The 12,467-nt window shown below is 61.1% G+C and carries 12 protein-coding genes and 1 pseudogene; 5 read left to right on the top strand and 8 right to left on the bottom strand.

Annotated features, from left to right (window positions below; translation table 11 throughout):
• Positions 1-175 precede the first annotated feature (175 nt).
• A complete protein-coding gene (locus AWB78_RS16190) occupies positions 176-388 on the top strand; it encodes a hypothetical protein (RefSeq protein WP_061171784.1) in 213 nt (70 codons plus the stop codon).
• Positions 389-595: 207 nt separating this feature from the next.
• Here the strand turns inward: AWB78_RS16190 and AWB78_RS16185 are convergent, their stop codons facing one another.
• Positions 596-1,894: a TAXI family TRAP transporter solute-binding subunit gene (locus AWB78_RS16185; protein ID WP_062605922.1), complete on the bottom strand. Its 1,299-nt coding sequence runs from the start codon at positions 1,892-1,894 to the stop codon at positions 596-598.
• A gap of 537 nt (positions 1,895-2,431) precedes the next feature.
• Between AWB78_RS16185 and AWB78_RS43520 the strand changes: the two genes are divergently transcribed.
• Entirely contained in the window at positions 2,432-2,584 is a 153-nt protein-coding gene (locus tag AWB78_RS43520) for a hypothetical protein (protein WP_232477724.1), read from the top strand.
• 13 nt (positions 2,585-2,597) lie between these two features.
• Here AWB78_RS43520 and AWB78_RS16175 read toward each other — a convergent pair whose 3' ends face one another.
• The 4 genes and pseudogenes from AWB78_RS16175 to AWB78_RS16160 form a co-directional block, all read right to left on the bottom strand.
• Positions 2,598-3,257 (bottom strand): 3-oxoacid CoA-transferase subunit B, encoded by a 660-nt coding sequence (locus AWB78_RS16175; RefSeq protein WP_062605919.1) that lies wholly within the window; start codon positions 3,255-3,257, stop codon positions 2,598-2,600.
• On the bottom strand, positions 3,250-3,912 hold the full coding sequence (locus AWB78_RS16170; protein ID WP_062605916.1) for a CoA transferase subunit A: 663 nt from the start codon (positions 3,910-3,912) through the stop codon (positions 3,250-3,252). The genes AWB78_RS16175 and AWB78_RS16170 overlap by 8 nt, the downstream gene beginning before the upstream one ends.
• 293 nt (positions 3,913-4,205) lie before the next feature.
• Positions 4,206-4,470: pseudogene (locus AWB78_RS48315) on the bottom strand (VOC family protein); the annotation flags it as partial.
• Between the two features lie 24 nt (positions 4,471-4,494).
• Positions 4,495-5,427 (bottom strand): amino acid permease, encoded by a 933-nt coding sequence (locus tag AWB78_RS16160; protein WP_232477723.1) that lies wholly within the window; start codon positions 5,425-5,427, stop codon positions 4,495-4,497.
• 226 nt (positions 5,428-5,653) lie between these two features.
• Between AWB78_RS16160 and benC the strand changes: the two genes are divergently transcribed.
• Positions 5,654-8,443 (top strand): benzoate 1,2-dioxygenase electron transfer component BenC, encoded by a 2,790-nt coding sequence (gene benC, locus AWB78_RS16155; protein WP_062605913.1) that lies wholly within the window; start codon positions 5,654-5,656, stop codon positions 8,441-8,443.
• On the opposite strand, the gene AWB78_RS16150 is transcribed toward benC, so the two are convergent.
• Entirely contained in the window at positions 8,432-9,400 is a 969-nt protein-coding gene (locus tag AWB78_RS16150; RefSeq protein WP_062605993.1) for a helix-turn-helix domain-containing protein, read from the bottom strand. The two genes, benC and AWB78_RS16150, sit on opposite strands and share 12 nt — an antisense overlap.
• Before the next feature lie 194 nt (positions 9,401-9,594).
• Here AWB78_RS16150 and AWB78_RS49720 point away from each other — a divergent pair, with 194 nt between their 5' ends.
• On the top strand, positions 9,595-9,795 hold the full coding sequence (locus AWB78_RS49720; RefSeq protein WP_082883323.1) for a hypothetical protein: 201 nt from the start codon (positions 9,595-9,597) through the stop codon (positions 9,793-9,795).
• A 372-nt stretch (positions 9,796-10,167) separates the two neighbouring features.
• On the opposite strand, the gene AWB78_RS16145 is transcribed toward AWB78_RS49720, so the two are convergent.
• Positions 10,168-11,295 carry a sensor histidine kinase gene (locus tag AWB78_RS16145; protein WP_062605991.1) on the bottom strand — a complete coding sequence of 376 codons (1,128 nt, stop codon included), beginning with the start codon at positions 11,293-11,295 and terminating at the stop codon, positions 10,168-10,170.
• A gap of 131 nt (positions 11,296-11,426) precedes the next feature.
• Between AWB78_RS16145 and AWB78_RS16140 the strand changes: the two genes are divergently transcribed.
• Entirely contained in the window at positions 11,427-11,822 is a 396-nt protein-coding gene (locus AWB78_RS16140) for a response regulator (protein ID WP_062605911.1), read from the top strand.
• 425 nt (positions 11,823-12,247) lie between these two features.
• Here AWB78_RS16140 and AWB78_RS16135 read toward each other — a convergent pair whose 3' ends face one another.
• Positions 12,248-12,436, bottom strand: a complete 189-nt coding sequence (locus AWB78_RS16135) for a hypothetical protein (RefSeq protein WP_062605989.1) — start codon at positions 12,434-12,436, stop codon at positions 12,248-12,250.
• Positions 12,437-12,467: the final 31 nt, after the last annotated feature.

Genomic DNA, 12,467 nt, shown 5'->3' with positions numbered 1-12,467 from the left:
GAGATGGGGGCGGACGCGTGCCGAACATGCGCGCAGGCCCGGGAATCAAGGGTCCGGCGTATTCATGCATGCGCTTCCGGATATTGGCATGGCCCTTGCAAAAATCGAAGCGAGCATGTGCCGTGCTCATTCAGATCTCAAGACCCCTTCGCACTTGTGTAGCAGGAGAAACATCATGAAACGCATCCTGGTCATCGCTGACATCCCGCACGATCCGTTCGCGCAAAGCGACGAAGCCACGCTCACGCCCGCGCAAATGCGGCGTATCGTCGGCGGCCGCAGTGTCGCCGTTACCGTCGATGGGGGGCCCGGTAAGGGAACCGTCGACGATTTCGACATCAACAACGCAATCTGGGAAGGACGAATAAAAGGTCCGATGATCATCTGACCTGATTCTGCGTTCTGATCGCCGATGTCCCTTCGCCCGTACGGGAAGGGACATCGATATTCACGATGCCACGCTCGATCGGTCGGAAAGCGACTCCGCATCGACGTATCGATATCCCGGAACGACGTGTCGGGCCGTCCGCTTGAAGACGCTTCTCGGCAGCGTCGTATCGTGGCGTCAAAAGATCGCGCGTGCGCGGACTCGCGGCTACCCCTTCGCTCTCTGCGCAACATGCGCTATCCGGTCCCGCACGACGCCAATCGCCTGCTTGAGGGCGTACACGTCCTGAAAATAACGATACGGAATTCGTATCCGGCTCGCGTTCGCGTCGATGTTTTCGATCTCATCGCTCCATTTCGCAATTTGAGAGCGAGTCGGCTCGCTGCTGTTCCACACTTCATCTTCCAGTGCCTTGATCTCGCGATACCAGACCACGAGCCGCTTTCTCATCCGCGCCTCGAGCAGGCGCGGCAATGCCTGAACCAAACCGATCAGGAGCGCCGCGAACGGCACGAGGATCAAGAGCCGTCGTTCGATCAGACTCGCGAACCAGAACGGCAGGTTGCGGTACAGGAACGGCTGGCCGGATTTGAAATAGCGAACGCTTTCGTCGGAGATCGGGAATTCGTCCGTGTGCGTGTTCGGAAACGTGCCGAGCTGCGTGAAGTAATCTTCGCGGCCGTGGACGATGCGCGCCGCGTCGAGCAGCAGATAGATGAGCGCCGGATGCATCGTGTCTTTCGATACGAGCAGCGCCGTCGCCGCGAGCAGCGTGACGTCGGTGCGCGGCAGATCTTCAGCGACACTCGTCGATGCGCGCGGTAGAACGATTTTCGAAAGCGACGGGATTTTCTGAACCAGCGCATCGGCCTGCGAGAAACTCATCAACTTCAGACTGCTGGTCAGCAGTGTTTTCTGCATGTCGGCATCGGGCCTGCCGATGAAGAAGGCCGCGTCGATCTCCCCGCTTTCGAGCCCCTGATAAGCCGCGGGCGCATTCATTTGCAGCAGCGTGGAATTCTGGCTCGTGATGCCGCTATAGCCGAGCAATGATTGCGCGACGTTGAGCAGGCCACTGCCGGGCACGCCCATCGAAATCTTCTTGCCGCGCAGTTGCGAGAGGCGGTCGACCGTCGTGTCGCCGCGATAGAACACCCAGATCGGTTCATATGACACGGCCGCTATCGTCTGCAGGTTGTCGGTCTCTTTCGGGCTCGTGGTGCCCGACTGGATGAAGCCGACGTCATAGGCGCTGTTCGGGTCCCTTAGCCGCTCGTAATTTTCCACCGAGCCGGAAGAACCGCGGATATCGAGTTTGATGCCCGCGCGCTTCAGGATGGGCTCATAGCGATCCGCAAAGCCGCGATAAATGCCGTTGTCCGCACCGCTGGTCATGACGATGGTGCGCTGGAACGCGGGTTCGACCACGATCGTCATCACCCAGCCGGACGCGGCTAACAGAGCGATCAAGCCGATGATCAGCAGGCGCCGCCTCGCCCGGGTCATGGGCGCTTTCTGGCTGCGTTGCAGCGCTGGATTGTGTCTGGGCATCGTTACCCGGCCCTCCAGGCTTCGCCGCGGTAAGGACCGCGGCGCACCATGATCAGGTATGGGAAAAGCACCTACGTTACCAACGAAAGGGACGCGATGTATCGCCTGCCGACGCCTGCCTCATTCGATCTTACACGCCGCATGAAACTGCCCGCTCCAGAACCACAGGTCTCGGCTGATAAAAAGCACCCTCGCTTTCGCCCTGCTTCGGCAAGGGGAGCCGGCGACATGTGTAGTCTCTCGAGCAGCCCTCGAAACCTGTTTTTGGCTCGAGCCGAATGCGGACGATGTCCGGACGTCGGCCGCATTCACGCCATCGTCGTGCGAAAGCTCCTCGCGCATCCTTTAAAGCACTTTGAGGTTATCGGCGCATGACTTGGCTACGGGCGGATCTTCGCTCGCTTCGGGCGCGCTGAGCTCGACGCCCTTCGTTGGGCCGTCTTCCCGGAAATCGCCGAGACGCATTCCCAACCCGAGCACTTCGCGGCGGTTGTGTTCGCTGCACTGCGTGGTCTTTCCGTGATGCGGATCTTCGGTGTCGATGACCAGGCAACCTCGTTGCAACTCGACGTTGTTACACAGATGATCGTTGACGCAGGAAAAGCCGGCGCGGTGCGATCCGATTTGCGCGAGACGCTTGCGTAAGGTCGCGGGTCGTCTATTTCGAGTCGAGGCGCATCGTGGAAACTTCATCCGGGACGATCAGACGTGCTTCCGTCGCGCGCTGGACGGTTTCGACATCAACGCCCGGCGCGAGCTCCTGCAAGACCAGTCCTTGCTCCGAGGGCCTGATCACCGCCAGTTCGGTCACGATCAAGTCCACTCTCCTTTGGGAAGTCAGCGGCAACGTACTGTTCTCGACGATCTTCGGCTTGCCCTTCGCCGTATGTGTCATGGCCACGATGACGCGGCGAGCGCCCGTGACCAGATCCATCGCGCCTCCCATTCCCGGAACCATGTGTCCGGGCACCATCCAGTTTGCAAGCCGCCCTTGTTGATCGACCTGAAGGCCGCCGAGCACGGTCACGTCGAGATGGCCACCGCGGATCAGGCCAAAAGACATCGCACTATCGAACGTCGCCGCGCCTGGGAGCGCACTGATGGGACTCCCGCCGGCGTCAGTCAGGTCTTCCGCTTCGAGGCCTTCCTCGGGAATGGCGTGCATACCGATGATGCCGTTCTCCGACTGAAAAAAGATATCGGCGTCCTTGGGCACCATGGCAGCGACCAGCGTCGGCAGACCGATACCCAGATTCACGAGGTAGCCCGGGCGCAGCTCCTGTGCAACGCGCATCGCGATCAGCTTCTTGTCATCCATTGAGTCTCTCCCTGCCAATCAGCCGATCCACGATCACGGCGGGCGTCATCACATCGTCAGGTGCGATGACGCCCGTCGGCACGATCTCCTTCGACTCGGCGATGACGACATCGGCGGCCATCGCCATGAGCGGATTGAAGTTGCGGGCCGTCATCGCGTAAGTCAGATTACCGATGTGATCGGCGCGCCATGCGTTGACGAGCGCGAAGTCGGCTCGCAGTGGCCGCTCCACGAGGAATAGCCGCCCGTCGATTTCGAGCGTCTGCTTTCCGTCCTGCACGACCGTACCCACGCCGGTGGGCGTCAGCACCCCTCCAAGACCGTGTCCGCCGGCGCGAATTCTTTCCGCGAGCGTTCCCTGAGGAACGAGCTCGACATCGATCTCATGTGCAAGCATCTGTTGCTGCGTCTCGGGGTTGGTGCCGATATGACTGGTGATGAGACGCTTCACGAGTCGCGCCGAAATCAGCCGGCCAATACCGATGCCCGGTCGTGCCGTGTCATTGGCGATGACGGTCAACCCGCGGCGTTCCTGCCGTACCAGTTCGTCGATCAGGCGTCGTGGCGTACCGACGCCCATGAAGCCGCCAATCATCAGCGTCGCCCCCTCCGGAATGGAGGCTACGGCATCGCTCACATTACAGGTCTTGCCCATCGAGCCTCCTTCCATTTCATCACTGTGGCGTCGGCATCAGGCCGCGCGAGAGCCGCGAGCTGGCAGGACCGTGCCCCGGCACTCCCCGAATCCAACGCGGCGTTGTCCCGCGCGCTGGCAATATCCTCGCAGGATAATGCTGTCGCCGTCATTTAAAAAGCCGCGCTCTTCGCCGTTGGAAAGCGTGATGGGCTGTTTGCCGTTCGATGTCAGCTCCATCAATGATGCCGCTTGCTCCGGCTTCGGTCCCGAAAGCGTTCCCGTGCCCAGCAAATCGCCAGGATTGAGATTACAACCGTCCTTCACACGAAATGCCAGACCGCACGCCGACGGGCCATGCTCGGCGGCGAAATACGCCGCCGGGCTGTTCGGTTCACGATTGACGATGAAATTGATGTCGCCCTGACGATACAGCACCACGTCCTTCGAGCGATGTTTGGCGACGAGCGTGAAGCCGAGTTTCTCCATCATCGGCTCGAGCACGTTCGAAATGGGCGAGGCGAATTCGACGAACTCGAAGCCCATCAGGCCCATTGGATTATCGAAAAGCGCAGTCACGGTGATTTCCTCTAGAGATTGAATTCAGGACGCGTCGACAGGCACTTGAAGCGTCTTCGGCGCAACGATGCGATACGACACGTAGACGATGGCCATCCAGATCGGGATCGCGATGGCAGACACGCGAATGGCCGGCGTCAGCAGCATGACGACCACAACCACGGCCATCGCCAGCAGACACAGGTAGTTCGTGAACGGCGCGAGGGGGGCGGGAAACCGCGCGGCGATGCCCTTCTCCTTGCTGCTCATGCGAAAGCCCATGTGTGCCACGATGACGACGACCCAGGTGATGACGAGCGCCGCGACGATCAGGGACATCAGCAATTCGATCACGCCTGCAGGCGCCACGTAGTTCAGCACGATGCAGAACACAGTCACAATGCCGGGATAGACGATGGCGCGCACCGGCACACCGCGCCTGTTGACCTGCATGAGGGACTTCGGCGCGTTGCCTTCGAGGGCCATGCCATACAGCAGGCGGCTGCTGCTGTAGACCATGCTGTTATAGACGGACAGCGTGGCCGTCAGAATCACGAAGTTCAGGATGTGCGCGGCGAAGTGCGCTCCGATTCCCGAGAAGACCCGCACGAACGGGCTGCTGCTGTAGGCACCGCCGCCGGCCTTGAGTTGTGCGACGAGCGCGTTCCAGGGCGTGAGCGACAGCAGGACCACCATCGAGCCGATATAGAAGACCAGCACGCGATACACCAGCTGATTGATCGCTTTCGGAATCACCCTGCGCGGCTCGTCGGTTTCCGCTGCGGCGAAACCCAGCATCTCCACGCCACCGAACGCGAACATGATGAACGCGAAAGACATGCCCAGCCCCGAGATGCCGTTCGGCAGGAAGCCGCCGTGCGACCACAAGTTGCTGATGGATTGATTCGGATCCACTCTCCCACGTCGGGGTACCAGCGCGAAGCTTGCAAGCTTGCTGTCGACGCTGAGATTGAACATTGCGAAATCCCAAACTTGGTACATGAAGTCTCAACGAGACGTCGGTGCACGTTTTGTCCGGTCTAACGACGTCTCTGTCCATTGAGAGGAATGCGGCTGAGGCTCTAAATTGGCGTCACTGAACCCGCCGGGCGCTTGCGAGAAACAAGGTTACCTCGCGCGCCAACCCGACCGACGATACCGCCATCCGAGCGGTTGTTCGGGCGCCTCTAGAGGAGACACCGTCATGGCCCATCAGATAACCCTTCGTTTTGAGGACGGAGTGACCCGCTTCATCGAGTGCAAGGAGAGCGAGCGAATCACCGATGCCGCCATTCGCGCCAAGCTCAATATTCCACTCGATTGCCGTGATGGTGTGTGTGGCACCTGCAAGGCGGTCTGCGAGTCCGGCGAGTATGTTCTGGGCGACTGCGTAGAAGATGCGCTTAGCCCCGAGGAAGCGAGCGCCCGCAAGGTTCTTACCTGCCAGATGAGCCCACGTTCCGACTGTGTGATTCAGATCGCCACGAACTCCGATGTCTCGGGTACCGGACCTTCCTCCCACAGCGGACGAATCGTCGCCTGCCAACGAGCGTCAGATACCACGATCGCTTTCTCTGTCGAGCTCGAGAACCGCGCAGATCTCAGCTTCCTTCCTGGGCAGTATGTCAACATCCGGGTCCCGGGCACCGATCAGACACGCTCCTACTCGTTCAGCTCGGGGCCGTCCGAGCCGCGCCTGTCCTTCCTCGTGCGCAACGTACCCCAAGGGGTGATGTCGAGATGGCTCTGCGACACCGCCAAAGTGGGAGACCCAATCGAGTTTCGCGGCCCGCTGGGAGGCTTCTACCTGCGCGCGATCGAGCGGCCAGTGCTGTTTCTGGCGGGTGGCACGGGCCTCGCGCCATTTCTCTCGATGCTCGACAAGATCGTCGCAGACGGCGGAAGTCCGTACCCGATCCACATGATTCTGGGTGTCAACACCGACGAGGATCTGGTTGGCATCGACCGCCTCGAATCTTATGCACGGCGTCTGCCCAACTTCACCTATGCCTGCACCGTCGCAAGCCCCGACAGTTCCCATCCCAACAAGGGTTATGTCACCCATCACATCAGCGCGTCGCAGCTCAACGATGGGGATGCTGATGTCTACCTCTGCGGCCCGCCGCCGATGGTGGATGCGGTCCGCAATTTTCTTTCGTCCGAAGGGCTGACGCCGCGCAACTTCTATTACGAGAAGTTCGCCGGCACCGGTCTGGTGGTTCAGACCGGCGAGGAGCGCATCGCTCCCGTTGATGTCGATCAAGCCTTCGACCTGCGCATGGCGCTCGAACTGGGAGCGGCTCAGCTGACCATGGGCCGGCTGTCGAGCGAGCAACTGATGACCTTCCGCCAGCTCGCCGAGGCGACGGCGCCGTTCGTGTCCGGACAGCGCTTTACCGACGTTGCGCGCTACATCGAGGCAAACCATGCCTTTCACCTGTTCACGATCGAAGCTTCCGGGAACGCGCAACTGATCGCGCTCTACCGGCAACTGGCCGTGCAGGACTACATCGTTCGCGCGCTGACCGACCAGATCGAGATCGTCGGCGATATCGTCCAGCAACACCGGGACATTGTCGCCGCCTTCGAACTGGGCGACCTGAACGCGGCGCGAGACGTGATCGCGCTGCATGCGCTCCATTCCAAGGCCACGATGAGCCGGGCTCTGGAACGTATGACGCCGGGCAAAACGGCGCCCATGCTCGCAGCGCCCCCTGCTCCCCCGGCGGCTGTTCCGCAAAGCGCGCCGCAGATCTGCCCGTTCACGGCGAAAACCCTTCCGCCCTATTCGCACGAACTGGACTGGCCCGAGGGGCTGGAGCCGTTCAAGGTGGTCGATGACGGCTCGCAAGGCGACCCTTACGAGCACTACCGCTGGATGCGGGAGCACGCGCCGGTGCTGCGTTGCCAGTCGGCGACTTCGGACGTGTGGTTCCTCTCGCGCTATGACGACGTCTACCAGGCGATCCGCAACCCGAAGCTGTTTTCCTCCGAGGTCGTCAGCCCGCCGCCGCTGACCTTCCTGACGCTGTTCGATGCGCCCGATCATTCGCGGTTGCGCAAGGTCGTCCAGCCGTCCTTCCTGCCGCTGGCGCTCGATCCCTTCATCGAGCAGATCGGGCAGAGGGCGGAGGACCTGCTCGACGCGATGATCGCCAATGGCGGCGGTGATGTCGTCAATGATTTCGCCATCCCGCTCAGCATCTCGACCATCTCCACGATGATCGACGTGCCGAACGAGGATGAGGAGAAGATGAAGTTCTGGTCGGACGAGACCTTCAGCTACTTCGGCCGCCTCGCCCGCAACGCGCCGGGGACCGGCACCGACGAACAAAGCGCGCAGGCTTTCTTCGCATACCTGAAGGACGCGATGGAGCGGCTCGCTCGCACCGACAGCCAGTCGATCGGCGGGCATATCGCGCGCATGTGGAAGGACGGGTTGCTTTCGGAAAAGGAGGCGAAGGAGTTGTGCGCCTTCGTCTTCATCGCCGGGCACGATACGACGACGATCCTTGTCGCCAACGCTTTTCGCATGTTTGCCGAACAGCCGGATCTGCTTGGACGGATCCGCGAAAACCCCGCCGACGCCGACCGTTTCGTCGAGGAAGTGGCGCGCTACCGCGGGACCGTCCAGCGCGTGAGCCGCATCACCACCGAGGCGACCACGGTCGCGGGCATCGATCTGCCCAAGGGCGCGGTGGTGCGATTGCTGCTGTCGGCTGCGAACCGCGACAGCCGCAAGTTTGCCGCGGGCGAGACCTTCGACATCGACCGCGATTCCAGCGGCCATCTGGGTTTCGGCAACGGCATGCACAAATGCCTCGGCGCGCCGCTCGCCAAGCTGGAGACGCTCATCGCCACGAAGGCTCTGGCCCGCAAGATTGGCGATATCGCACTCGATCAGGCAAGGCCGATCCAGTATGTCCGGGGCAACAACCTGACCAACTCCGGCCCGGAACACCTGTTCGTGAAGTTCCGTGGGTTATCGGCCTGACCCGGACGACGGGGGTGAAGCGGGGTCGGCCCGCTCTCCCTTTTCAGACGGCAAGGAGCGATCGTGGGCCGCAGCGCGGTATTCGGTTGGCGGAAGCCCCGTCTGCTTGCGGAAGAAGCGACCGAAATAGGCCTCGTCCTGAAAGCCCAGTTCACTGGCGATCTGTTTGACGCTGAGCGTCGAATAGCCGAGCAGCCGCTTGGCCTCATGGATCGAGCGTGCATCGATTGCCTCGATTGCCGAGACCCCGAAGGCGGCGCGGCAGATACGCGAGAGCTGGCCGGTGCTCACGCCCATTTCGTCGGCATAGCTGGCGACCGGCCGCCGCTCGCGGCAATGGCGGTCGAGCAAGGCGCGGAACCGCTCGATCCGCACGGCCATGGTCCGCTGCTCGGAACTGGCTGAAAGCCGGGTACTCTCGCTGAGGCGCCCGATCTTGACGAACAGGGCAATCGTCAGTGCGGCCCCCGCGGTGAATTGCCAGCGCTCGTGGCTCTCCGCCTCGCGCCCGATCGACTCAAAAAGGGTGTCAAGGGGGGTGCCGCGCTCAACGTCGGGATCGATCGACAGCACCGTCGGCGTGCGGATGAATTCCAGCAGCTCGGGCGCGGCCGCCATTGCCAGCGATTCCAACGCGGACTGCGCGGCGGTGATGACGTGACCGTCGATGTCGCTGCGGAAGTGAAAGCCGTGAACCGAGCGCGCCGGCACGACGATCAGGCATGGCGCTTCGACTTTCCAGGTCTTGCCGTCGATGAAAGTCTCGCCACCTCCCGCCGTGACGTAGAGCACCTGGATCAGCGCGTCATGGACGTGCGGCTTGATGTCGAAGTCGAAACGGCCGGCACGCAGGGGAATGCGTTCGTAATGGACCATGTCGAGCCAGGATTGGTCAGCTTCCGCGCCATATAGCGCGAAATGCAGAACGGTCCGGCGGCGCTGCAGGTCATTGGCCATGATGCACGTTATGTCCTGCTCTATGTGATCTCTGTGCATTGTTCCACAGGCGCTTGGGGCGTTCAATGACGGTACGGATTTCAGGAAGCAAATTCACAGGAAAACTTAAGGAAGTACAACGACTTGAGACAGGAACTTGAAATCGCGCTGCGGCGTCTAGCCCCTACTCGCTGAATCTGGCCGGAAAGGTCTGCGTGGTCACGGGTGCAGGAAGTGGCATTGGTGCCGGCATCGCCCGCGCGTTCGCCAATGTCGGGGGACATGTGGCGCTCGTGGATCGGAAACTGTCCGCGGCCGATATACGACCGACTCGTCGTTGGCCAGTCTCTTCGTTCTGCGCCTGCGGCTCATCGATGGCGAAGTTTGCTCATGAGGTGTGCGGCGCTGACGATTAGTTGCCCACATCGGCAGATAAACGTCCACCTCGCGTGGCTGATCGCGCCGACGTCTCATGATTCGGCGCACAGCGTGAAAAAGCAATTCGCTGCCGCGACAACCCAAGCGGAGCCCGGGCCACGCCGTCATCCCGCGTGTTCATCGAACAGGCGCCACCTACGTTGAACGGTTGGTGAAAACGACCCCAAGCAGTCATAGGCCCGGGTTAAGAGCGGACCTCCGTGAACCTCGCCAGACGAGCGATTCCTTGTCCGAAAGGCAAGCGAAAAGGATGACCTCTCAAACCTTTGCCGCGTAGTATCAACGGCGATTTCCCCATGCTGGCGAACGACGCCTACAAGGCCAGCGGACGGCCGATCTGTGGGTCTGTTTCATGAACATTGCTGATGACGGGGCAGATGCACGACGAACACCGTCTCTGTCTCGTCAGAGCGCGCTTCGATGCCGCCCCCGTGGGCCCTGGCAATCTCGCTCGCGATATACAGTCCGAGCCCCAGGCTGCTATCGGCGTGTCTGTCCAGATCGTCAGAGCCCCGCTGGAGCGGATCAAAGATACGGTCGAGAGTTGAGCATTCGATGGCCGGCCCGCTGTTTTTCACCTCCAGACGGACTTCGCTTTCCTCGCCGGTCACCGTCACGCGCACCGGCATGTCTGGCGCTCCGTATTTGATCGCGTTCAGAACGAGGTTACCGAGTAACTGCTGCATACGCCGGCCATCCCAGACGCCTTGGCAGTCACCTGCTACGTTGAGATCGACTCTGTGGTCCGGGTGCGCTGCGCGCACGAGGTCCAGTTCATCGGCAAGCCATTTTGCAAGGTCTCCCTCGGTCCGCGCGATATTGATACCCAAGCCTAGCCGGGTCCGATTGAAATCAACGAGATCGTCCAGGAGCGCCTGCATTTGGGTGCCGCTTTTGATCAAACGGGACGCGGCTTCCGATACTCTCTCGCCGGCGTTCAGCGCCGCGAGGTACGAAGCTGTCATCACGATAGTCTGGAGCGGACTGCGCATGTCGTGCCCCAGCATGCCTAGCAAAAGGTTACGAGCCTGCTCGACGTGGGCACTGAAAAAGCCAACTGATTCGGCGATCGCCTGGTCGATGGCTTCGTTGAAGCGGGTGATGTCGTCCGGACGGGGGGCGTCGGGCTCGCATTCATCCATCCATAAGCGAAGTACGCTGGCGCGTAAGGCGCGGTACTCGGCAACCAGTTGGATGATGTCAAACCCGCCCCGCGCGCGCAGAAGCGCGTGGGTTTGTGCCGCGGTCTGCGGGGCTCCGGCCAGTTTGGGCGCCCGACCGACTGATTTCTCGAACTGGGCTTCCCTGGTCTGGATTGTAGACAGGTCTTGTGCTACCGCCTCCAGAATCTGCTGCGCATGGTCGCGCAAGCCCAGTGATCGCATGTTTGCGGCGGCAGGCAACAACGTGGCAGCAAACGCCTCCCATTGCACCAGAATCCGTTCCATGTCACGCAGGATGAAGTCAGCCAGCCTCATATTTGCCTCTGAGAATGGGAAACACCTATCGCTGTAGATTTCTGCGTAATCCATTGTGACACGCAAACAAATCGCAGCGTTTCTTCGGGTCCGGTAATTGCTGTTATTAAAGATCGCCCTTGGAGAATTCGATGGCTACCGGGAACGCATCGCGAGTGCTTATCGCGGACGACGACCCGAATTTGTTGGACGCATATGCGTTGTTTTTAGACGCGCACGGGTATGACACTCGGACAGCCAGAGACGGAGTGGAAGCACTCGCGACGTACAGTGCATGGCGGCCTGACGTTGTTGTCCTCGATATCCAGATGCCCGGTATGGACGGACGTGCGGTAGCAAGAGAGATTCGCCGCTTACAAGCCACACCTTCCCCACTACTGGTGGCGGTTACCGGCCTTGTATCAGTGTCCGAGCGTGCCGAATCGCTCCGGTCAGGGTTCGACTGCCACCTTGCAAAACCGGTCATGTTGCCCGCTCTTTTGGCTACGGTGGCGATGGGCCTTCAACCCGGCATCGACTCTCATTGAAAGAGTAGTGCATCTGCCGCGTGACCGTCCGCTATCGGACGCAAGATCGAACGACCGAAGTTGGCCGTACTGAGACAAAATAGAACCTTGCGCACGAGGCCGCGAGGCCGTGGGGCAGTTCGGCGGCGATATTCATCGCGCCACGAAGACGGCGGCGGCGCGCTTGGTAGATGGCCGGGGTGACGGGTCTTCAAGCGCCATACTCTGTACCGCATGCTGTGGACGGTTTGCTGAACCGGTGCAAACGTTCGCGGCGGCTATGAGCCCGCGCTGTAGGCGCGCACGTTGCATGCAAAGTGCGAATTTCGCTGCAGGACGCAGTCCTTCCAAGAGGATTCGGACGCAGCCGACCGGAGCACCAGATCGCATGGCGCCGGCCAATTGCAAGAGCCCTCCCGCACAAGCGCCCGGCAGCCGACTACGCATCAGCTTCTGGTGACGTCGACGGCCACGATTTCGTACCCGGGATCGGTGTGCTCACTCGCTGCTTTTTCCGCTTCCTCATACGAGAGAAAGGACGTGGCTTCTTCGACCGCAGGTGCCAGCCCCATGTCACCGTCCTCGGCGGTGCAGAGGAACTGCGCACCGGTCTTCACGACGTAGACGGTCGTCATGTCTCCCTCCATGGTTTGCAGGGGAACTTCC

It is taken from the genome of Caballeronia calidae, assembly GCF_900044055.2.
Lineage (GTDB): Bacteria > Pseudomonadota > Gammaproteobacteria > Burkholderiales > Burkholderiaceae > Caballeronia > Caballeronia calidae.
The sequence above is the reverse complement of the archived record's forward strand: the minus strand, read 5'-3'. Positions and strand labels throughout refer to the sequence as shown.

Excerpts from the sequence above, each read along its gene's own strand:
- AWB78_RS16190 (WP_061171784.1), top strand. The coding sequence starts at position 176 with ATGAAACGCATCCTGGTCATCGCTGACATCCCGCACGATCCGTTCGCG.
- AWB78_RS16160 (WP_232477723.1), bottom strand. The coding sequence starts at position 5,427 with ATGTTCAATCTCAGCGTCGACAGCAAGCTTGCAAGCTTCGCGCTGGTA.
- AWB78_RS16170 (WP_062605916.1), bottom strand. The coding sequence starts at position 3,912 with ATGGGCAAGACCTGTAATGTGAGCGATGCCGTAGCCTCCATTCCGGAG.
- AWB78_RS16185 (WP_062605922.1), bottom strand. The coding sequence starts at position 1,894 with ATGACCCGGGCGAGGCGGCGCCTGCTGATCATCGGCTTGATCGCTCTG.
- benC (WP_062605913.1), top strand. The coding sequence starts at position 5,654 with ATGGCCCATCAGATAACCCTTCGTTTTGAGGACGGAGTGACCCGCTTC.
- AWB78_RS16135 (WP_062605989.1), bottom strand. The coding sequence starts at position 12,436 with ATGACGACCGTCTACGTCGTGAAGACCGGTGCGCAGTTCCTCTGCACC.
- AWB78_RS16145 (WP_062605991.1), bottom strand. The coding sequence starts at position 11,295 with ATGAGGCTGGCTGACTTCATCCTGCGTGACATGGAACGGATTCTGGTG.
- AWB78_RS16150 (WP_062605993.1), bottom strand. The coding sequence starts at position 9,400 with ATGGCCAATGACCTGCAGCGCCGCCGGACCGTTCTGCATTTCGCGCTA.
- AWB78_RS16175 (WP_062605919.1), bottom strand. The coding sequence starts at position 3,257 with ATGGATGACAAGAAGCTGATCGCGATGCGCGTTGCACAGGAGCTGCGC.
- AWB78_RS16140 (WP_062605911.1), top strand. The coding sequence starts at position 11,427 with ATGGCTACCGGGAACGCATCGCGAGTGCTTATCGCGGACGACGACCCG.